The following is an 18,845-nucleotide window of genomic DNA, read 5'->3' as shown; positions in this document are numbered from 1 at the left end:
CTCCTAGTAGACCGTGGCGAGCTGCTGGTGGTCAGCGTCGCCCGGCTTGCCGTCGGCGTCCGAGCTCAGCGCGATCTCGGGCGGTCCCTCTTTCGCCGCCTTCGTGATGAGCTTGAATTCGACGACGGCGAGGGCGCCGTACACGATCGTGAAGACGAGCAGGGAGATCAGCACCGCCCATCCGGGAACTCCGGGCGACACGCCCTGTTCGGTCGTCATCACGCCGAAGACGATCCACGGCTGGCGGCCCATCTCGGTGAAGACCCACCCCACGAGCGAGGCGAGCATCGGGAGGGGTGCGGTCCAGATCGCGACCTTCCACACCCAGTCGGGAAGGTCCATGCTCTTCCGGGTGATCCAGAGCCCGACGACCGAGACGAGCGCAGCGAGTGCGCCGAGGCCGATCATCCAGCGGAACGCCCAATAGGTGACCCAGATGATGGGCGCGAACTGACCGTCGGTCGGGCACGTGAGCAGCGAATCGGCGCCGCAGTACTGCGCGGTGTATTCGGCCTGCAGATCGCGGATGCCCTCGACGGACCCGTTGAACGTGCCGTTCGAGAGGAAGGACAGCAGATAGGGGATGCGGATCGAGAAGATCTCGTGGGCCCCGTCGGGGGTGCCGAGGCTGAACACGGAGAACGACGCGTCAGCGCCGGAGGCGTTCTCGTAGAGCGCTTCCGCAGCGGCCATCTTCATCGGCTGCGTCTCGGTCATGACCATGCCGAGCGAGTGGCCCGTGAGCCCGACGCCCATGAAGGCGGCGATGTTGGTCCACGCGCCGAAGCGGAGCGCTGTCCGCATCTCGTCGAGGTACTGCCCACGACGCAGGTGCCAGGCGGCGGTCGAGACGACGACGACTCCCGCGAACATCACGGCGGCGAAGATGGTGTGCGGGAACTGCGTCACGGCGACCGGGTTCGTGAGCACGGCGCTGATGCTGTCGAGTTCGGCTCGCCCGCGCTCCTCGTTGATGGTGAATCCATCAGGATTCTGCATGAATGCGTTCGCAGCGAGGATGAAATAGGCCGAGGCGACGGTGCCGAGCCAGACGAACCAGATCGTCATCAGATGGATCTTCTTCGGCAGCTTGTCCCACCCGAAGATCCACAGCCCGATGAAGGTCGCTTCGAAGAAGAAGGCGATGAGGCCTTCCATCGCCAAGGGGGCGCCGAAGATGTCGCCGACGAAGCGGGAGTAGTTCGACCAGTTCATGCCGAACTGGAACTCCTGCACGATGCCGGTCACGACGCCCATCGCGAAGTTGATGAGGAAGATCTTGCCGAACAGACGGGTGAGGCGCAGGTACTTGATCTTGCCCGTCTTCACCCACGCGGTCTGCAGGATGGCGACGAGCAGGCACATGCCGATCGTCAGCGGAACGAAGATGAAGTGGTACAGCGTCGTCAACCCGAACTGCCATCGCGATAGCGTCAGGGGATCAAAGAACTCGTTCATGTAACGCTCCAGAACGAAGGTCGCGCGCCCCACCAAGGGTGCACTCCCTTAGTGAGGTCCGCTACGAGATGTAATTCTCGCCGGAGCCATCGGCCGGATGCCGACTGACTCGATTTTACCGTTTCTGTGAGTTTCCTGCGAATCTGGTTCGGCTTCGAAGCATATTTCACTCGGCGCCGAACGGTATATCTCTCGACGTCGAAACGACCTCGCACCCGCCCGTGCCCGATGTTCGTTGCGACGTCGTCGTTACACTCGGTGGCGTGACCGACTTCCTGAGCACGTTGATCGAATGGATCCGCGACCTCGACCCGGTCCTGCGCACGCTGCTCGCAGGCGTCGGCATGATGCTCGAGACGTCGATCTTCGTCGGCCTCATCGTGCCTGGAGACACCATCGCACTGGTGTCCGCCATCGGAGTGACCACGCCCGCTCAGTTCATCTGGCTCGTCATCGCCCTGATCCTCGGCGCCGTGGCCGGAGAGAGCATCGGCTTCTTCCTCGGCAGATGGATCGGACCCCGAATCCCGGCCAGCCGTGCCGGAAGGAGACTCGGCGAGCGCAACTGGCGCATCGCCGAGCACTACCTCGGAGAACGCGGAGGGGTCGCGGTGTTCCTCTCGAGATTCCTGCCGGTGCTGCACTCGCTCGTGCCGTTGACCGCCGGCATGGCGGGAATGCGCTATCGCCGGTTCCTGGTCTGGACCGCAGCGGCCAGCATCGTCTGGTCGTTGATCGTCGTCTCGCTCGGCGTCGGCGCCGCCGCCGGATACGACCAACTCGCAGCACGCGTCAAAGGCGCCGGGTTCGTCTTCGCCGGTCTCGCCGCGGCTGTCGCACTCGCCATCTGGGGAATCAAGAAGTGGTTCCTGCGCCGCGAGCAACGCCACCTCGACGTCGCCGGCGCAGACGAATCGTCTGAGGATCCGCACACCCCGACGCCCTAGACTGTCCTGGTGACTTCGCCACCCCAGCCAGACCCTCGACCCCGCTTCGCGGCTCGCCTGGAGGATTGGCTGCACGGGCGCCGCGCCCGCCGAGCGATCTCGCGCGGGAAGAAGCCCTCCGTGATTCCGTACATCGGCTACGGCACGACCGAATGGGTGCGCGTGCTCGGACGCGTGCTGTACCTGAAGCCGGAGAGTCGCGAGCACACCCGCTTCCGGCCGGACGTCGCCGAGGTATCGCGCGTGCGCGGCTGGCGCACCTTCACGAGCCTCTCGGTGCCGCATCAGACGGTGCGCGTGCTCATCGACGGCGAGCCCGTCACCGAAGTGACGGCGGATCGCGGCGGGGTCATCGATGCCATCGTGCCGGTGCAGCTCGAACGGGGCTGGCATACGGTGACCCTTCAAGCCGGCGACAGCGAGGCGGCCGATGCCCCCGTGAACGTGGTGGCGCCGGAGGCCGAGTTCGGGGTGATCTCCGACATCGACGACACCATCCTGCTCACCGCTCTCCCCCGCCCGTTCGTAGCGGCGTGGAACAGCTTCGTGCTCGACGAGCATGCGCGTTCGGCGACACCCGGTATGGCGGTGATGCTCGATCACCTGATGGCCGAGCATCCCGGCGCCCCCGTCATCTACCTCTCGACCGGGGCCTGGAACGCAGCGCCCGCGCTCAGCCGCTTCCTGGCGCGCAATCTCTATCCGATGGGGCCGCTCCTGCTCACCGATTGGGGCCCGACGCATGATCGTTGGTTCCGGAGCGGCCGAGAGCACAAACGACGCGAACTGCGACGCATCGTGAGAGAGTTCCCCGGGATCCGTTGGATCTTGATCGGCGACGACGGGCAGCACGACGAGGCGCTGTACCACGAATTCGCGACCGCCCACCCCGAGAGCGTCGCGGCGGTGCTCATCCGTCAGCTCTCCGTCGGCGAAGCGGTGCTCGCCGGCGGGCGCTCGAAGGCGCGGCTGCACCGGAGCACGAGCGGCGTGCCCTGGGTGTACGGCCCAGACGGGGCAACACTGCGCGAGGAGCTGCGCAAGCTGGGACTTCTGTGACCGGACCCGCGACCCGCCCGTGGCGCCGGTTCGAGCGCGATCTCACCGGCCGGTTCACGGTGTCGGTGCGGCCCGCCTGGTGGCAGCTGGCCAAGGGCGCCGCCGCGGCGATCCTGACCTGGTTCATCTGCCTCGCGATCGTTCCGGAGCAGCTGCCGATCTTCGGAGCGATCGCCGCGCTGATCGTCATGCAGGACAACGTCGATCAGTCGCTCACCCGCGGCATCGAGCGCGTCGTCGGCGTGCTCGTCGGCGTGGGCGTGGCCATCGGGGCGGGCGCGCTCTTCGGTCCGCAGTCGTGGTTGTTCATCGCGGCCATCATCGTCGCGATGGGCGTCGGGTGGCTGCTGCGCATGACGCCTTCGGCCGCGAATCAGGTCGCGATCAGCGCTCTGCTCATGATCGCGCTCGGCGGCCTCGAACTGCACTACGGCGCCGAGCGCCTCATCGAGACAGCGATCGGAGCCGCGATCGGCGTGGCCTTGAATGCGCTCGTCGTCGCCCCGGTGCGCACGTCTTCGGTGCATCTCGCGATCGTCGACCTCACGCAGCACTCGGCCGAGGTGCTGCGTCGCATCGCCGACGCGCTCGACGAACCGCGCAACCGGCCCTGGCTCGCCGAGATGCTCGCCGACGCCAGGGGGCTGCAAGAAGAGCGCACCCGCGTCCACGCCCTCCTGCGCCAGGCCCGCGAGAGCCTCAGGTTCAATCCTCGCAGTCGGCGCTATCGCGAGGGTCTCGCGGAGGACGACGCACAGTTCGAGCGCCTGCAGCGCATCGTCACGCAGATCGTCGGCATGGCTCGCGCGCTCGCCGATCTCTACGCCCCCGAGCTCACCGACGACCCCTTCGTCATCGGCATGGCGGAGGAGATGCGACGTGCCGCGCACGATCTCGAGCTCCTCGTCGAGGGCGGCACGAGGGGCGAGGGCGCGGTCGAGCCACTCGCGCTGACCACTCCCCTCACCATCCCGAGGCCGAATGAGCAGCACTGGGTGCTCATCGGCTCTCTGCTGGAGGATCTGCGCCGCGTGCGCGGGCGCATCACCGGCGAACTCGATTGAAACGACGAATCGCCGCCCCGCTTCCGCGGTGACGGCGATTCCAGCAGTGTCGTCGGCTACTTGACGAGCGCCGCCTGCACATCGAGCGTGATCGTCACATCGGACCCGAGCAGCAGCCCGCCCTTTTCGAGGGGAGCGTTCCAGGTCAGCCCGAAGTCCTCGCGCTTGATCCGCGTGGTCGCGGTGAAACCGGCCTTGTAATTGCCGTAGGCGTCCTCGCCGAAGCCGCCGAACTCGAAGTCGAAGGTCACCGGCTTCGTCACCCCGCGGAGCGTCAGATCGCCGTCGACGAAGAAGTTGCCGTTCTCCTCGCGCACGCCCGTCGACACGAAGGTCAGCTTCGGGAACTCATCGGCGGCGAAGAAATCACCGGTGGCCAGGTGGCCGTCGCGGTTCTTCTCGTTCGTGTTCACGGAGGCGACGTCGGCGCTCGCGGTGACGCTCGACTCGAGGGGGTTCTCCGCCGTCGTGAAGGTGGCTTCGAAGGACTCGAACTTGCCCTTGACCTTGCTGATGGCGAGGTGGCGAACGGAGAAGCCGACCTCGGAGTGCGTGGGGTCGACGGCCCACGTTCCGACGCGGTACCCGGGGATCTGCTCTGCGGTGATGGTCATGTCATGCCTTTCGATTGAGTGTGCGAGGTCCGATGAGCACAACTATTACATGCAGACGAATATTCCCGGGTGCGAGCAGAAACTTTTCCGCGCGCGGCTCCGGGGCTATCGGGGGCGTCGCTTCGCGCTTTCGCGCGCACGGAGCACGGTGTCGGGCGTCGCCGCGACCGGCGTGAATGAGCCGTAGCGCCTGCGCGCGGCTTCCCCGATGAGGAAATCGCTGAGCGCGGGATTCTTGGGCAGCAGGGATCCGTGCAGGTAGCTGCCGATCACATTCGCCGTGCGCGCTCCCTCCACACCGGCGCCGGGGGCATTGCCGGCTCCCTGCACCACCCGGCCCAGGGGTGCAGAGCCGGGCCCGAGCTGCGTACTGCCGCTGTGGTTCTCATAGCCGATGATCTCGCCGAACGCCTCCGTGTCGAGCACGACGTTCCCGATCATCCGTTCCGTCCCGCCGAGGGTCTCGACGTCGAGCACGCCGATCCCAGTGAGCTCGTCACCCGCATGCGTGATGAAGCGGTGGCCGAACAATTGATAGAGACCGCAGATCATGAGCATCGGCACACCGTCGTCGGCGAGGGTGCGCATCTGATCCGCCCGCTGCGCGAGATCGAGCGCGACCCTGCCCTGACCCGAGTCCTGCCCGCCCCCGCCGACGATGATGTCGATGGTGTCCGGAAGCGGGTCGCCGGGGTTCACATCGACCACCCGCGGCGAGAAACCATGGGCGGCGGCTCGGCGCGAGAGCGAGAGCACATTGCCACGGTCACCGTAGATATTCATGTCTCGCGGGTAGAGCGAGACGATGGCGAGTTCGCGATCGATATCGTTCACCAGACGTCCTCCACATCGGTCAGATCGGCGAGGGCGCGACGCAGGTCGAGCATCGCGGTGTACGTGCAGTAGATGCGCCGCGGGCGACCGAGCGTGCGCTCACGGAAGGTCGCCAGCGCGCGACGGGGGTCTTCCTCGACGTGCCCGACCGGGACGTCGTCGTGCTCGAGACGCAGTGCCATGTCCCAGGCACGCGTACCGCACACCGTATCGACGCCGGACTCCGTGAGAGAGGTGAAATCGACATCCCACAGCCACGACATGTCCCGGCCGTCCGCGTACTGATCGTTGATCGCGATCATCGCGGCGACGCCCTCGGCCTGGAACGACGCGAGCCCCAGTCGGAATCCAGCCGGATTCTTCACGAGGACGAGTTCGAGCGGCTCCCCGTCGAGCACCAGCTGCTCGCCTCGCCCGAATGCCGGGCGGATCTCCGAGAGCGCCGTCACAAGTTCGCCGGTCGTGGCTGCCGCGCGTTGCTCCGGGGCCTCAGGAGCGATCGGCCCGGCATCCAGAATCTGACGCACGAGGGCGAGCGCAGCCGCCGCGTTGAAGGTGTTGTACAGCCCTTCCAGCTTGAGCGAGGTCCGGTACTGACCGCCGTCGACGCCGAACACCGCTTCATGGTCCCCGACCTCGAGCAGCATCACGTCAGCCGGCGTGCGCTGTTCCCGCGCCGCCTCTGCCGGCGTCGCCGAAAGATGGAAATCGTCGTCACTCGGGAACATGGCGAGGAGCGCATCGGAGAGACCGAACTCGCGAACGTCGACGTGCGCGCCGGTGCGGGCTCGAGTGAGCTCGCCGATGGCTGCGATCAGTCGATCTTCACGATTCACCACCAGGCCCTCGGTCGTGGCATCTGCGATCCGCTGCAGAAGTTTGGCGGTCGTATCGATCTCACCGAAACGGTCGAGCTGATCGCGCAGCACGTTCAACAGCAGTGTGAACCGAGGGGCCACTCGGTCGATGAAGTACATCGCGTGGGCTTCATCGAGTTCGAGCACGGCGACATCCGCATCGAGCCGACCGCGCAGATCGCTCTCCTGAATCGCTGCGGCGACGACCCCGCGGGAGAAATTCGAACCCGTCCGATTCGTGAAGACGCGCAGCCCACGGGCCTCGAGCAGTTCGACGACCATCTTCGTCGTCGTCGTCTTCCCGTTGGTTCCGCTGACCGCCACGACCCCGTACGGCAGCCGGCCAAGGACACGGCTCAGAAAGCCGGGGTCGAGCTTCTCGATCACGAGGCCGGGCAGAGCCGACCCGCCGCCGCGGAGCCGGGCGACCTGCCGCACCGCCTTGCCGATACCGGCTGAAACCACATCACGCATGCTCCCAGCCTAGAGGCAGCGACGAATGCAGCCGAACGCGCGCGCCGCACACGCGGCGCGGCGATCACTCGGCCGCGTGCCGCCCGGGAGGTCGGCCCAGCATCTCGCGCGACAGCAGTTCGGGTCTGACCCGCCCGGTGCGTTCGATGCGCTGTTCGCGACGCCACGCGTCGATGGCGGCATGATTGCCGCTCAACAGCACCTCTGGCACCGATCGATCGCGCCAGTTCGCGGGTTTCGTGAAACTCGGGTATTCGAGGAGTCCGTCCTCTTCATGCGATTCCTCGACCAGGCTCTCGGGATTGCCGACGACGCCGGGAACGAGCCGGCCGATCGCCTCGATCATCGCGATCGCTGCGACCTCTCCCCCGTTCAGTACGTAGTCCCCGATGCTGACGAGCCGGACTCGCCCACGACTCGCATACTCGTCGAAGACGCGCTGGTCGATGCCCTCGTACCGGCCGCACCCGAAGACGAGGTGCGTTTCGTCGGCGAGCTCGCGGGCCATCATCTGCGAGAAGACATCGCCGGCGGGCGATGGGAAGATCACGAGCGGGTCCGCGTCCGGCTCTGCCTCGCCGAGGATGCCGTCCAAGGCCTCGCCCCAGGGCTCCGGCTTCATCACCATTCCCGCACCGCCGCCAGCGGGGGTGTCATCGACGGTCCGGTGCTTGTCGTGCGCGGAATCCCGCAGATCGTGCACGTGCACCTCGATGAGTCCCCGCTGTCTCGCCTTGCCGAGCAGCGAGAGCTCGAGCGCGTCGAAATAGCCGGGGAAGATCGAGACGACGTCGATCCTCATTCCGAACTCTCCTCCGAGCCACCTGACCGCGAATCACCGGCGTTGCCGCTTTGCGGAGCATCAGTTCCGTCGGATTCCGCCTCGGACTCGTCGAAGAGCCCAGGCGGCGGCGTCACATGTACGACGCCTGCGGCGACGTCGACGCTCGGCACGATCGCGGTCACGAACGGCACGAGGACGGGACCGTCGGCGGTCGTGACCACCAACAGGTCCTGCGCGGGGAGATGCTGCACCTCCGCCACGACACCCAGCTTGACCGCCTCGCCGCCCGGCTCGGCTGCGTCGCGAACGACGTCGAGGCCGACGAGCTGGTGGTGGTACCAGGCATCGTCTTCCTCGCCCTCCGCAACGGCCTGCTCATCGATCCACAGAATCGCGCGGACGATGCTCTCGGCCGTCGTGCGGTCCGGAACCTCGGCGAAAAATCCGACCGGAGACTCGTTGAACCAGCGCAGGTCGCGCATCGTGATGGTGCGACCGAACCAGGGCGAATCCGTGGGAACCTGCAGGTGGAATTCTGCGCCCGGCACGAAGCGGAGCTCCGGATTATCGGTGAAGAGCTCGACCTTGAGCCCGCCCTTGAGACCATGCGGTTTCGTGAGGCGACCAACGCGCAGGCTCCCCGCCCCGCTCGCGGGACGGGGAGCCTGCGCTCGCCCTTGCGGATCCGCCATCAGGCTTCGGTCTCCGCACTGTCGGCAGCGTCGGTGTCCACGACATCGACGCGCACACGTTCACCGCCGGCGAGCGAGAGCACGAGCGTGCGCAGCGACGAGGCAGTGCGACCGCCTCGACCGATGACACGACCGAGATCACTCGGGTGCACGTGCACCTCGAGAACGTCGCCGCGCCCACCGTCGCGCACATCGACGCGCACCCGATCAGGGTGATCGACGATTCCGCGCACGAGGTGCGCGAGCGCCTCTCCGAGTGCCTGCTGAGCCAAAGGTGTCAGGCCTCGGTCGACTCGGCTGCAGCGTCTTCGGCCGGGGCTTCCTCGGCAGCGGCAGCGGGCTTCTCAGCCTTCGGGCGCAGTACGGGCTTCTTCGCAGCATCGGCCTCGAAGGGGACCTTCGCCTCGGGAGCGAGGATCTTGGACTCGGTCTCGCCGGTTCCGGTGTACTTGCCCCAGTCGCCCGAGAGCTTCAGGATCGCTGCGACCTGCTCGGTCGGCTGAGCGCCGACGCTCAGCCAGTACTGCGCACGATCCGAGTCGACCTCGATGAACGAGGGGTTCTCGGTCGGGTGGTACTTGCCGATCTCCTCGATGACGCGGCCATCGCGCTTGGTGCGCGAGTCAGCGACGACGATGCGGTAGTAGGGCGCGCGGATCTTGCCGAGGCGCTTGAGACGGATCTTGACAGCCATGATGACTCCTTGAATCGGTGAACGATGCCGCATCTCGTGCCAGACGGCCGGATCGCGGAAGCGTGGGCGCGCAAGATGCGCGAACCCGTCAATAGTGCCACACTCGGCGGCATATTGCAATTTATGCTGCGAACAGGCTTTCTTACCGCAGACCCTTGCCGAGCATCTGCTGCAGCTTGGCCAGATCCTCCTCATTCGGCTGCGCAGCGCCGCCTCCGCCCAGGCCGAATCCGGAGCCGCCCTCGGACGCGCCTGCTGGCTTCGCGGCGATTCCGGCGGCCTCCTGAGCACGCTTCGCCGGGTTGCCAGAACGTCGCTTGCCCTTGCCCTTCGCGGGCTGCTGCTTCTTGCGGCCGCCGCCCATCCCTGGCACCGGCCCCATTCCGGGAATCTGCGGCACGCCGCCGCGGGCGACGGTCTTCATCATCTTCGCCGCCTGCTCGAAGCGCTGCACGAGCTGGTTCACGTCGGTCACGGTCATGCCCGATCCCTTGGCGATGCGCAGCCGCCGGGAGCCGTTCAGCAGTTTCGGGTTCTCGCGCTCGGCCTTCGTCATCGACTGGATGATGGCCTCGGTGTGCACGATCTCCTGCTCGTCGAAGTTGTCGAGCTGAGACTGCATCTTGCCCATGCCGGGCAGCATGCCCATCATCTTCTTGAGCGAACCGGCTTTGCGCAGCTGCTGCATCTGACCGAGGAAGTCGTCGAGGGTGAAGGCGTCCTGCGAGATCTTCTCCGCAACCTTGCGGGCTTCGTCCTCGTTGAACGCGGACTGCGCCTGCTCGATGAGGGTCAGAATGTCGCCGAGGTCGAGAATGCGGCTCGCCATGCGGTCCGGGTGGAACGGCTCGAAGTCGTTCAGCCCCTCACCGGTGGAAGCGAAGAGGATCGGGCGGCCGGTCACACTGCGGATGGAGAGCGCCGCGCCGCCGCGCGCATCGCCGTCGAGCTTCGTGAGCACGACGCCGGTGAAGTCGACGCCCTCCTGGAAAGCCTGAGCCGTCGCGACGGCGTCCTGTCCGATCATCGCGTCGATGACGAAGAGCACCTCGTCGGGATCGGTCGCCTTGCGGATGTCCGACGCCTGCCGCATCAGCTCCGCATCGACGCCGAGTCGGCCTGCGGTATCGATGATGACGAAGTCGTAGTGCTTGGAACGGGCCTCGGCGACGCCGCGCTTCGCCACCTGCACGGGATCGCCGACTCCGTTGCCCGGCTCGGGTGCGAAGATCTCGGCTCCCGCCTGCTCGGCGACGACTCCCAGCTGGGTCACGGCGTTCGGTCGCTGCAAGTCGCAGGCCACGAGCAGCGGCGTGTGCCCCTGATCGCGCAGCCATTTCGCGAGCTTCCCGGCGAGCGTGGTCTTACCGGCGCCCTGGAGCCCGGCGAGCATGATGATGGTCGGAGGGTTCTTCGCGAACTGCAGGCGCCGCTGCTCTCCGCCGAGAATCGCCACGAGCTCCTCGTTGACGATCTGGACCACCTGCTGCGCCGGGTTGAGCGCCTGGTTCACCTCATCGCCGAGCGCGCGTTCGCGCACCTTCGACGTGAATTCCTTGACGACGTCGAGCGCGACGTCGGCTTCGAGCAGGGCGCGGCGGATCTCGCGGACCGTGCTGTCGACGTCGGACGCGGAGAGCTTGCCCTTCGAACGAAGATTCTTGAGGGTGTCGGTCAGTCGCGCCGAGAGGTTTCCGAAAGTAGCCATAGCGGGTTCATTCTAGCTCGCATCGGTCGGGAAGTCGGCCCCGGTGAGCCGTTCTCCCGCAATGGGGGCTCACCGAGGTCGAATGTGTCACCGATGCCGATGGCTGGACCCATCGCTGGGCCGGCGGCTGGGCCCATCGCTGGGCCTGCGGCCCACCTATTCGTAGGTGTAGAAGCCGCGGCCGCTCCCCTTTCCGAGGTACCCCTTGTCGATGTACTCGCGCTTGAGGTACTCCGCGAATTCGCGAGCCCCGGGCTTGTCGCTGTCCTTGTTGAGCATGTACGGAGTCATCATGCCGATGACGTCGAAGATCTGGAACGGCCCCAGTGGCGCGCCCGTGCCGATGCGCCACGTGCGGTCGATGTCCTCCGGCGTCGCGACGCCTCCCATCAAGAGCCCGCTCGCGGCGTCGAGCAACGGGACGAGGAGCGAGTTCAGCACGTAGCCCGGCTGCTCTTTCAGCACGCGGATCGGCACCATCCCGATCTCGTCGGCGAACTGCGCGACGGCCTCGAATGCGGCAGGATCGGTGCCGGCATGGCCCATCACCTCGCCGGTGTTGTTCTTCCACACCTCGTTCGCGAAGTGCAGCGCGAGAAACCGCTCGGGGTGGCCGGAGGCCGGCGCGATGTCGCTCGGCAAGAGCGTCGACGAATTCGTCGCGAAGATCGCGGTCTCGGGAGCCAGTTCGCCGACGCGGCGCCACGTGTCGCGCTTGATCTCGAGGTTCTCAGGCACGGCCTCGATCACGAGCTCCGCTTGTGCCAGCGCCTCCCCCAGATCGGTCGTGGCGCGAATGCGCGCGACAGCGGCGTCGAGCTTCTCGGGCGTCGCGTCGGGAAGATCGCGGATATAGAGCGGCTTGAGGTACTCCCAGCGAGCGGGCAGCTTCTCCAACGCCTCATCGTTGATGTCGTACGCAACCACTTCTTTGCCGAAGTACGCCGCTTGGAAGATGATCTGAGAACCGAGCACTCCGGTGCCGAGTACGGTGAGACGCTGCATGATGACCCTTTCTCGATGGCTCCGGCCTGGTCGGCCAGAGCCTGCCTACACCCCCGGTCTACTCCTCGTACGGCAGGTGCGCTGCACATTTCGCGCAGGGCGATCAGGGCCTCGGAGCGGCAGCGGAGGGACTCAGCCGATCAACTGCTGCGCGAACACGTGCGGCGTGAATCCGGTGAGGTCTCCGATGCCCTCGCCCTGCCCGATCAGCTTGACCGGGAGGCCCGTCTTCTCCTGCACCGAGAGCACGAACCCGCCCTTCGCCGAGCCGTCGAGCTTCGTGAGCACGAGCCCGGTGACGCCGGCGTGCTGGATGAAAGCTTCCGCCTGCGCCAGACCGTTCTGACCGGTCGTCGCGTCGAGCACGAGGAGCACCTCGGAGACCGGAGCCTGCTTCTCGATGACGCGTCGCACCTTGCCGAGCTCGTCCATGAGCCCGCCCTTGGTCTGCAGTCGGCCGGCGGTGTCGATGATGGCGATCTCGTAGTCGTCGTCGATGGCCCGCTGCACAGTCTGGAACGCGACGGAAGCCGGATCCTGCCCCGCCTGCTGCGGTTTCACGATGTCGACGCCGGCGCGATCCGCCCAGGTGGCGAGCTGCTCGACGGCGGCCGCGCGGAACGTGTCGGCCGCACCGACGAGCACGCGCTTGTCGAAGGCGGTCAGGTACTTGGCGAACTTGCCGATCGTCGTCGTCTTGCCGACGCCGTTGACGCCGACGACGAGAATCACGGCCGGGCGTTCGGAGAGGCGCAGCGTCGGATCGTAGGCCGCGAGGCGCTCCTCGATCGCGTCGCGCAGCATGCGCCGCATCTCTGCCACCTCCGTGACGCGATGACGCTCCACGTCGGCGCGGAGCGCATCGAGGATGGAGTCGGTGACATCGGGACCGAAGTCCGCGGTGATCAAGGCCGTCTCGAGGTCGTCCCAGGTCTCGTCCGTGATGAGCTCGGGCCCGCTGAAGATGTTGCGGAATGCTTTCGAGAAAGACCAGGATCGCTCTGCCATGTCCCCAGACTACCGCCGACCGCAGACGCGCATTCGAGCCCCCGATCCTGGATGATTTTTTGTCCGGGACCCACAATGCGTACGTGCGGGCGATGTGTCGGTATATATTTGGGCGACACTGTTGTCAGGGCGCACTCGTCGTCTCGACCGTTCAACGACCAATGGAGGTCCGGTGAACCCCACTCTGCACCGCAGACGAATGCCCATCAGGGGAATCCTGATGCTGGTGCTCAGTACCGTTCTCGTCCTGTTCGGCGCCGCACTCTCGGCAGTTCCGGCTCATGCGGCCGACACCTGCGAGCCCGACCCCGCCACCGGCTGCGTGCAGGGCGTCATAAAGCTGAGCAGCGGCGAGCCGGCGGCCGGTATCGAAGTCACGCTCAGCGGAGCGGGGGCCGAATCGACGGCGACGACGGATGACGCCGGGCGCTGGGTGTTCAGCGCGACGGAGGCCGGCACCTACACCGTGGCGATCGACGAGACCACGCTGCCGGAGGGCCAGTTCTTCAAGTCGGCGGGCGAACGCGAGGTCGAAGTCTCCCTGCACAGCACCGCGAGCGCGCTGTTCCCCCTGACGGACGACCCGGAAGCCGCGAACACCACACCTGAGACCGGGGGCGATGATGCAGACGCGAAGCCCGCCTCCGCGGCCTCCTCGGCCGACGCGTTCTCGTGGCCGCGCTTCTGGCAGCAGTTCGTCTCTGGCATCCGCATGGGCCTGCTCATCGCCCTCGCGTCGCTCGGGCTCTCGCTCGTATTCGGCACGACGGGTCTCAGCAACTTCGCCCAGGGCGAGATGGTCACGATGGGCGGCTTGCTGGCCGCAGCGTTCATGGGCCTGACGGGGAATCTCTGGCTCGCCGGGCTGTTCGCGGTGATCGCCTGCGCGGGCTTCGGCTGGGTGCAAGACAAAGTGCTCTGGAAACCGCTGCGCAAGCGCCGTCTCAGCCTCATGCAGCTGATGATCGTCTCGATCGGGCTCTCGATCACACTGCAGTACACCTTCCAGTTCTTCTTCGGCTCCGGCGTCGTGCGGATCGACAAGAGCACGGCGGAGACCATCACGATCGCCGGCGTCACGCTGACGACGCAGTCGTACGTCGCCATGGGCGTGTCTCTCCTCGCGATCATCGCGGTCGGGCTCGGTCTCATGTACACCCGGTTCGGTCGCGCGACGCGCGCGATCTCCGATAATCCGGCGCTCGCACGAGCCTCGGGCATCGACGTGGATCGCGTCATCAACATCGTGTGGGTGGTCGGGGGCGGACTCGCCGGGCTCGCAGGCGTGTTCTTCGGGCTCGTCTTCAACGGCCTCAACTGGTTCACGGGCGGCACGATGCTGCTCATGTTCTTCGCCGCCGTCACGCTCGGCGGGCTGGGCACCGCGTTCGGGGCGTTCGTCGGGTCGATGATCATCGGGATGATCGTCGAGCTCACGAACATCTGGCTTCCCGGCGATCTCAAGTACGCGAGCGCACTGCTCCTCCTCATCCTGATCCTGCTGGTCAGACCGCAGGGCATTTTCGGACGCAAAGAGCGGATCGGCTAGGACATCATGGAATTCTGGACTGGACTCCTGCAGAGCATCCTGCAGACCGCGCTCTCCCCCACCACCGCGGCGTTCGTACTCGCCGCCATCGGCCTCAATGTGCACTTCGGCTTCACCGGCCTCATGAACATGGGGCAGGCCGGCTTCATGCTCGTCGGCGCGTACGGCTTCGGCGTGTCCGTGGTGCTCGGAGCAGGCTTCTGGACGGCGATGCTCATCGCGATCCTCGCCGCTGTGCTGTTCGCACTCATCCTCGGCATCCCGACGCTCAAACTGCGCGGCGACTATCTCGCGATCGTCACCATCAGTGCGGCGGAGATCATCCGCATGGTCGTGAAACTGGCGGCGCTGCAGGACATCACCGGTGGGCCGACGGGAATCCCCGGCCAGAAGTACCGGCACGTCTTCACCGAGCTCTCGCCGCTTCCCGAGGGGAAGACGACGATCCTCGGGCTCACCTACGCGAACACCGGGGTCGACGACTGGTGGACGAGGCTGGTGGCGTGGGGCCTCGTCGCACTCTTCATCCTCATCACCTGGGCGCTCGTGCGGAGCCCTTGGGGCCGTGTGCTCAAGGGCATCCGCGAAGACGAGGACGCGGTGCGCAGTCTCGGCAAGAGCTCCTTCGCCTACAAGTTGCAGGCCCTCATCCTCGGCGGCGTGATGGGCGCCTTCGGCGGAATCGTCATGGCACTCCCCGCCGCGATGCAGCCCGATTCCATGGGGCGACCCACGACGTTCAACCTCTGGATGATCATGCTCCTCGGCGGCGCCGCGACCATCTTCGGCCCGCTGCTCGGCAGCATCCTGTTCTTCGTGATCAGGCTCGTGCTCACGAGCCTCGCCGGTGAGTTCGTGCCTGCGTCGGTGCTGAGCGCGCAGCAGACCGAACAGCTGGCCTGGATTCTGATCGGCATCTCGCTCATCCTGCTGGTGGTCTTCAGACCGCAAGGCATACTCGGCAATAAGAAGGAGCTGTCGTTCAATGTCTGACGCGCAGAACTATCCCAGCGACCGGGCCGCGCTGCGAGCGGAGCTCGCGACCCTCGATCAGGTGCCGGGCGTTGCGAAGCCCGATCCGATTCTCTCGGTCGACAGCATCGTGCGCCGATTCGGCGGACTGCAGGCGGTGAAGGTCGATCATCTCGAGGTGCAGCGCGGCGCGATCACGGCGCTGATCGGCCCGAACGGCGCAGGCAAGACCACGTTCTTCAACCTCATCACCGGTTTCGACCGGCCGTCGAACGGCAAACGCCTCATCGGCGGCGGCGACGCGACCTGGACGTTCAACGGCAAGGCACTCAATCGCACCGGCGCTTCGCAAGTGGCGCGATCCGGAATGGTCCGCACGTTCCAGCTCACCAAGGCGCTGTCGCGCATGACCGTGCTCGAGAACATGCTCATCGGCGCGAACGACCAGCCGGGCGAGAACCTGTTCGTCGGGCTCATCAAACCGCTCTGGGCGAAGCGCGAGCGCGAGAACATCGCGCGCGCCGACGAGCTCCTCGCCCGGTTCAAGCTGGACACGAAACGCGATGACATGGCCGGCGATCTCTCGGGAGGCCAGAAGAAGCTGCTCGAGATGGCGCGCGCGTTGATGTCGAACCCCGCGATGATCATGCTCGATGAACCGATGGCGGGAGTGAATCCCGCGCTCACTCAGAGCCTGCTCGATCACATCCAGGCGCTGCGCGACGAAGGCACCACCGTGCTCTTCGTCGAGCACGACATGCATATGGTGCGTCACATCTCCGACTGGGTCGTCGTCATGGCGCAGGGCACCATCATCGCCGAGGGCGAGCCGGAACAGGTGATGGCGAGCGAGGCCGTCGTCGACGCCTACCTCGGGGCGCACCACGACCGGGACCTCGGCGACGACGACGTGCTGACCACCGGAGTGATCCGAGCCATCGCCACCGAGGTCGAAGAGGAGACCCGATGAACACTGCTGCCCCTCTGGTGATCAAGGCCGACAATCTCACCGCCGGGTACCTCCCCGGCATCAACATTCTGAACGGGTGCACGCTCGAGGCGTACTCCGGCGAACTCATCGGCATCATCGGCCCCAACGGCGCCGGCAAGTCGACCCTGCTCAAGGCGCTCTTCGGGCTCGTGAACATTCGCGAGGGCGCAGTGACGCTCGACGGCGACGACATCACGCACACGTCCACGAATCATCTCGTGCGCAAAGGCATCGGGTTCGTCCCTCAGACCAACAACGTCTTCCCCTCGTTGAGCATCGAGGAGAACCTGCAGATGGGGCTCTTCCTCAAGCCGAAAGCGTTCGCGGCCCGCGCGGAAGAGATGTGGGAGCTCTTCCCGATGCTCGCGGATCGCCGCCGGCAGCGCGCCGGATCGTTGTCGGGCGGCGAGCGGCAATCGGTAGCCATGGCCCGAGCGCTCATGATGAACCCGAAGGTGCTGCTCCTCGACGAGCCGAGCGCGGGGCTCTCCCCCGTGCGGCAGGACGAGACGTTCATCCGCACCCGGCAGATCAACAAGACCGGCGTCACCATCATCATGGTGGAGCAGAACGCGCGCCGCTGTCTGCAGATCTGCGATCGCGCCTACGTGCTCGATCAGGGGCGCAACTCGTACGAGGGCCCCGGCCGCGAGCTCGCGAACGATCCGAAGGTGATCGAGCTGTACCTCGGCACGCTCGCCGCCGATGTCGAGAAGAAGTCGGCCCCCGGCGAGCGGTGAGGACATGAACGAGCCCCTGGCGCCCGTACGGCGCCAGGGGCTCTTCGCTTCCGCTGCGGTTACTCCGTCTGGCCCTCGACCGCCTTCTGGAACACCGGGTTGTTCGTTCCGTCGTACTTGTAGATGCCGATGAAGGCCGACGAAGGATCGTTGTTGTCGTTCAGCGGCCCCGTACCCGCCTTACCGACGTACTGGATGTCGGAACCGTCTGCGATCAGCTTCGCGCATTCCTCGAAGGTGGAGCACTCTTCGCCGCCCTCGCTGCCCGAAACGGCGTGCAGGTTCTCCTGGATCGACGCGGAATCAGTCGAGCCCGCCTTCTCCGCCGCCAGCGCGACCAGGGTGACCAGGTCGTACGCCTCCGGCGCGTAGGTGAAGCTCTCGAGCTCGCCGTCGTACTCGGCAGCGTAGATGTCCTTCAGCTGCGCCTGGAAGTCGTCGTTCGCCTGAGCGCCGGGAATCGACGCCTGGGCGTTCTCGAGCGTTCCTGCCTCGAAATCGCTCTCGTACCCGTTCGCGTTGCCGTCGACGAGGTAGAACGTCGAGAGGTCGAGCCCCTGGTTCACGGCCTCCGGGACGATCTGCTTGAACTGGTCGTACGTCACGACAACGATGGCCTCGGCGCCCGAATCCTTCGCGGCGGTGATCTCGGAGGCGAACGAGGTCTGCTCGACCGGGAACTCGTTGCCGTCGCCCTTGCCGCCGTAGACGACCTCAGCTCCTGCCGCCTCGACCGTCTCCTGTATGACATCGCGCAGACCGAGGCCGTACGGGTCGTTGAAGGTGAGGAAGGCGACGCTGGTGACGCCGTCGGAGACGATCTGATTCCCGAGCGCATCGCCCTGCACTGTGTCGGGCGGTGCGGTGCGGAAGTAATTGGGGCTGATCCCGCTGAGATCGGCCGAGGTGTTCGACGGCGAGCCCATCAGGATGCCGGCCTCCGCGACGCGATCGACGACGTGCTGGCTGCGCCCCGACCCCATCGCGCCGAGCACGAATGACGCACCGCTCGAGATGACGTCGTCAGCGCCCTTCTCGACGACCGTCAGGTCACTCGCGTCGCCCTCGTTCGCCTCGGCGACGATCTCGACGTCTTGGCCGAGCACGCCCCCGGCGCCGTTGATGTCGGAGAGCGCCTGGGCGATTCCGGCCTGGACCGGCGGCATGAGGAATCCGAGCGAACCGGTCTGGGGCAGCAGGGTGGCGATCTGCAGCGCCTCACTGCTGCCGCCACCGCCCTCACCGCTCGATTCGGTCGGCTCGGATTCGCCGCTCGACGAGCAGCCGGAGAGCACGAGCGCTGCGCTCGCGACCAGCGCGAGTACGCCAACGGATGTCTTGGAGTGAACCTTCATTGGTGCACCTTTCTGAAGCAGAAAATGACGCCCCGACGCT

The 18,845-nt window shown here is 66.3% G+C and carries 19 protein-coding genes; 7 read left to right on the top strand and 12 right to left on the bottom strand.

Features of this window, described 5'->3' with window-relative positions; all coding sequences use genetic code 11:
- Positions 1-3 precede the first annotated feature (3 nt).
- On the bottom strand, positions 4-1,458 hold the full coding sequence (locus WFH23_RS03955) for a cytochrome ubiquinol oxidase subunit I (protein WP_336661634.1): 1,455 nt from the start codon (positions 1,456-1,458) through the stop codon (positions 4-6).
- Positions 1,459-1,721: 263 nt separating this feature from the next.
- Here WFH23_RS03955 and WFH23_RS03950 point away from each other — a divergent pair, with 263 nt between their 5' ends.
- The 3 genes from WFH23_RS03950 to WFH23_RS03940 are packed head-to-tail and all read left to right on the top strand — an operon-like array spanning position 1,722 to position 4,528.
- The gene (locus WFH23_RS03950) at positions 1,722-2,405 is read left to right on the top strand and encodes a DedA family protein (RefSeq protein ID WP_336661633.1); all 684 of its coding nucleotides are present in this window, start codon (positions 1,722-1,724) and stop codon (positions 2,403-2,405) included.
- Between the two features lie 9 nt (positions 2,406-2,414).
- Positions 2,415-3,464 carry a phosphatase domain-containing protein gene (locus WFH23_RS03945; protein WP_090148483.1) on the top strand — a complete coding sequence of 350 codons (1,050 nt, stop codon included), beginning with the start codon at positions 2,415-2,417 and terminating at the stop codon, positions 3,462-3,464.
- Positions 3,461-4,528, top strand: a complete 1,068-nt coding sequence (locus WFH23_RS03940) for an FUSC family protein (RefSeq protein ID WP_336661632.1) — start codon at positions 3,461-3,463, stop codon at positions 4,526-4,528. The genes WFH23_RS03945 and WFH23_RS03940 overlap by 4 nt, the downstream gene beginning before the upstream one ends.
- A 56-nt stretch (positions 4,529-4,584) precedes the next feature.
- Here the strand turns inward: WFH23_RS03940 and WFH23_RS03935 are convergent, their stop codons facing one another.
- The 10 genes from WFH23_RS03935 to ftsY form a co-directional block, all read right to left on the bottom strand.
- Positions 4,585-5,142: a YceI family protein gene (locus WFH23_RS03935; protein WP_090148477.1), complete on the bottom strand. Its 558-nt coding sequence runs from the start codon at positions 5,140-5,142 to the stop codon at positions 4,585-4,587.
- Positions 5,143-5,247: 105 nt separating this feature from the next.
- Complete coding sequence (locus WFH23_RS03930; RefSeq protein ID WP_336661631.1) at positions 5,248-5,976, bottom strand: type 1 glutamine amidotransferase; 729 nt, start codon at positions 5,974-5,976, stop codon at positions 5,248-5,250.
- Positions 5,973-7,307 (bottom strand): MurT ligase domain-containing protein, encoded by a 1,335-nt coding sequence (locus WFH23_RS03925; protein WP_336661630.1) that lies wholly within the window; start codon positions 7,305-7,307, stop codon positions 5,973-5,975. The genes WFH23_RS03930 and WFH23_RS03925 overlap by 4 nt, the downstream gene beginning before the upstream one ends.
- 64 nt (positions 7,308-7,371) lie before the next feature.
- On the bottom strand, positions 7,372-8,109 hold the full coding sequence (trmD, locus tag WFH23_RS03920; RefSeq protein ID WP_336661629.1) for a tRNA (guanosine(37)-N1)-methyltransferase TrmD: 738 nt from the start codon (positions 8,107-8,109) through the stop codon (positions 7,372-7,374).
- Complete coding sequence (gene rimM / locus WFH23_RS03915) at positions 8,106-8,783, bottom strand: ribosome maturation factor RimM (protein WP_336661628.1); 678 nt, start codon at positions 8,781-8,783, stop codon at positions 8,106-8,108. Before rimM ends, trmD begins: the two co-directional genes overlap by 4 nt.
- Positions 8,783-9,055 (bottom strand): RNA-binding protein, encoded by a 273-nt coding sequence (locus WFH23_RS03910; RefSeq protein ID WP_090148465.1) that lies wholly within the window; start codon positions 9,053-9,055, stop codon positions 8,783-8,785. Before WFH23_RS03910 ends, rimM begins: the two co-directional genes overlap by 1 nt.
- Positions 9,056-9,060: 5 nt before the next feature.
- The gene (rpsP, locus tag WFH23_RS03905; RefSeq protein ID WP_090148462.1) at positions 9,061-9,477 is read right to left on the bottom strand and encodes a 30S ribosomal protein S16; all 417 of its coding nucleotides are present in this window, start codon (positions 9,475-9,477) and stop codon (positions 9,061-9,063) included.
- Between the two features lie 142 nt (positions 9,478-9,619).
- Positions 9,620-11,185 (bottom strand): signal recognition particle protein, encoded by a 1,566-nt coding sequence (gene ffh / locus WFH23_RS03900; RefSeq protein WP_090148460.1) that lies wholly within the window; start codon positions 11,183-11,185, stop codon positions 9,620-9,622.
- 156 nt (positions 11,186-11,341) lie between these two features.
- Positions 11,342-12,190, bottom strand: coding sequence for a 3-hydroxyacyl-CoA dehydrogenase (locus WFH23_RS03895; protein WP_090148457.1), 849 nt, complete (start codon positions 12,188-12,190; stop codon positions 11,342-11,344).
- A 132-nt stretch (positions 12,191-12,322) separates the two neighbouring features.
- Entirely contained in the window at positions 12,323-13,198 is an 876-nt protein-coding gene (gene ftsY, locus WFH23_RS03890; RefSeq protein ID WP_336661627.1) for a signal recognition particle-docking protein FtsY, read from the bottom strand.
- 220 nt (positions 13,199-13,418) lie between these two features.
- On the opposite strand from ftsY, the gene WFH23_RS03885 reads away from it, so the two are divergent.
- The 4 genes from WFH23_RS03885 to WFH23_RS03870 are packed head-to-tail and all read left to right on the top strand — an operon-like array spanning position 13,419 to position 17,450.
- Positions 13,419-14,747 (top strand): branched-chain amino acid ABC transporter permease, encoded by a 1,329-nt coding sequence (locus WFH23_RS03885; RefSeq protein WP_336661665.1) that lies wholly within the window; start codon positions 13,419-13,421, stop codon positions 14,745-14,747.
- 6 nt (positions 14,748-14,753) lie between these two features.
- Positions 14,754-15,740 carry a branched-chain amino acid ABC transporter permease gene (locus WFH23_RS03880; RefSeq protein ID WP_090148449.1) on the top strand — a complete coding sequence of 329 codons (987 nt, stop codon included), beginning with the start codon at positions 14,754-14,756 and terminating at the stop codon, positions 15,738-15,740.
- A complete protein-coding gene (locus WFH23_RS03875) occupies positions 15,733-16,689 on the top strand; it encodes an ABC transporter ATP-binding protein (protein ID WP_090148447.1) in 957 nt (318 codons plus the stop codon). The genes WFH23_RS03880 and WFH23_RS03875 overlap by 8 nt, the downstream gene beginning before the upstream one ends.
- Positions 16,686-17,450: an ABC transporter ATP-binding protein gene (locus WFH23_RS03870; RefSeq protein WP_090148444.1), complete on the top strand. Its 765-nt coding sequence runs from the start codon at positions 16,686-16,688 to the stop codon at positions 17,448-17,450. Before WFH23_RS03875 ends, WFH23_RS03870 begins: the two co-directional genes overlap by 4 nt.
- A gap of 59 nt (positions 17,451-17,509) precedes the next feature.
- Here the strand turns inward: WFH23_RS03870 and WFH23_RS03865 are convergent, their stop codons facing one another.
- Positions 17,510-18,805 carry an ABC transporter substrate-binding protein gene (locus WFH23_RS03865; RefSeq protein WP_200329172.1) on the bottom strand — a complete coding sequence of 432 codons (1,296 nt, stop codon included), beginning with the start codon at positions 18,803-18,805 and terminating at the stop codon, positions 17,510-17,512.
- Between the last annotated feature and the right edge of the window lie 40 nt (positions 18,806-18,845).

The sequence above is a fragment of the Leucobacter sp. USHLN154 genome, assembly GCF_037145595.1.
Taxonomy (GTDB): domain Bacteria; phylum Actinomycetota; class Actinomycetes; order Actinomycetales; family Microbacteriaceae; genus Leucobacter; species Leucobacter alluvii.
This window is presented reverse-complemented; position numbering and strand designations above follow the sequence as displayed.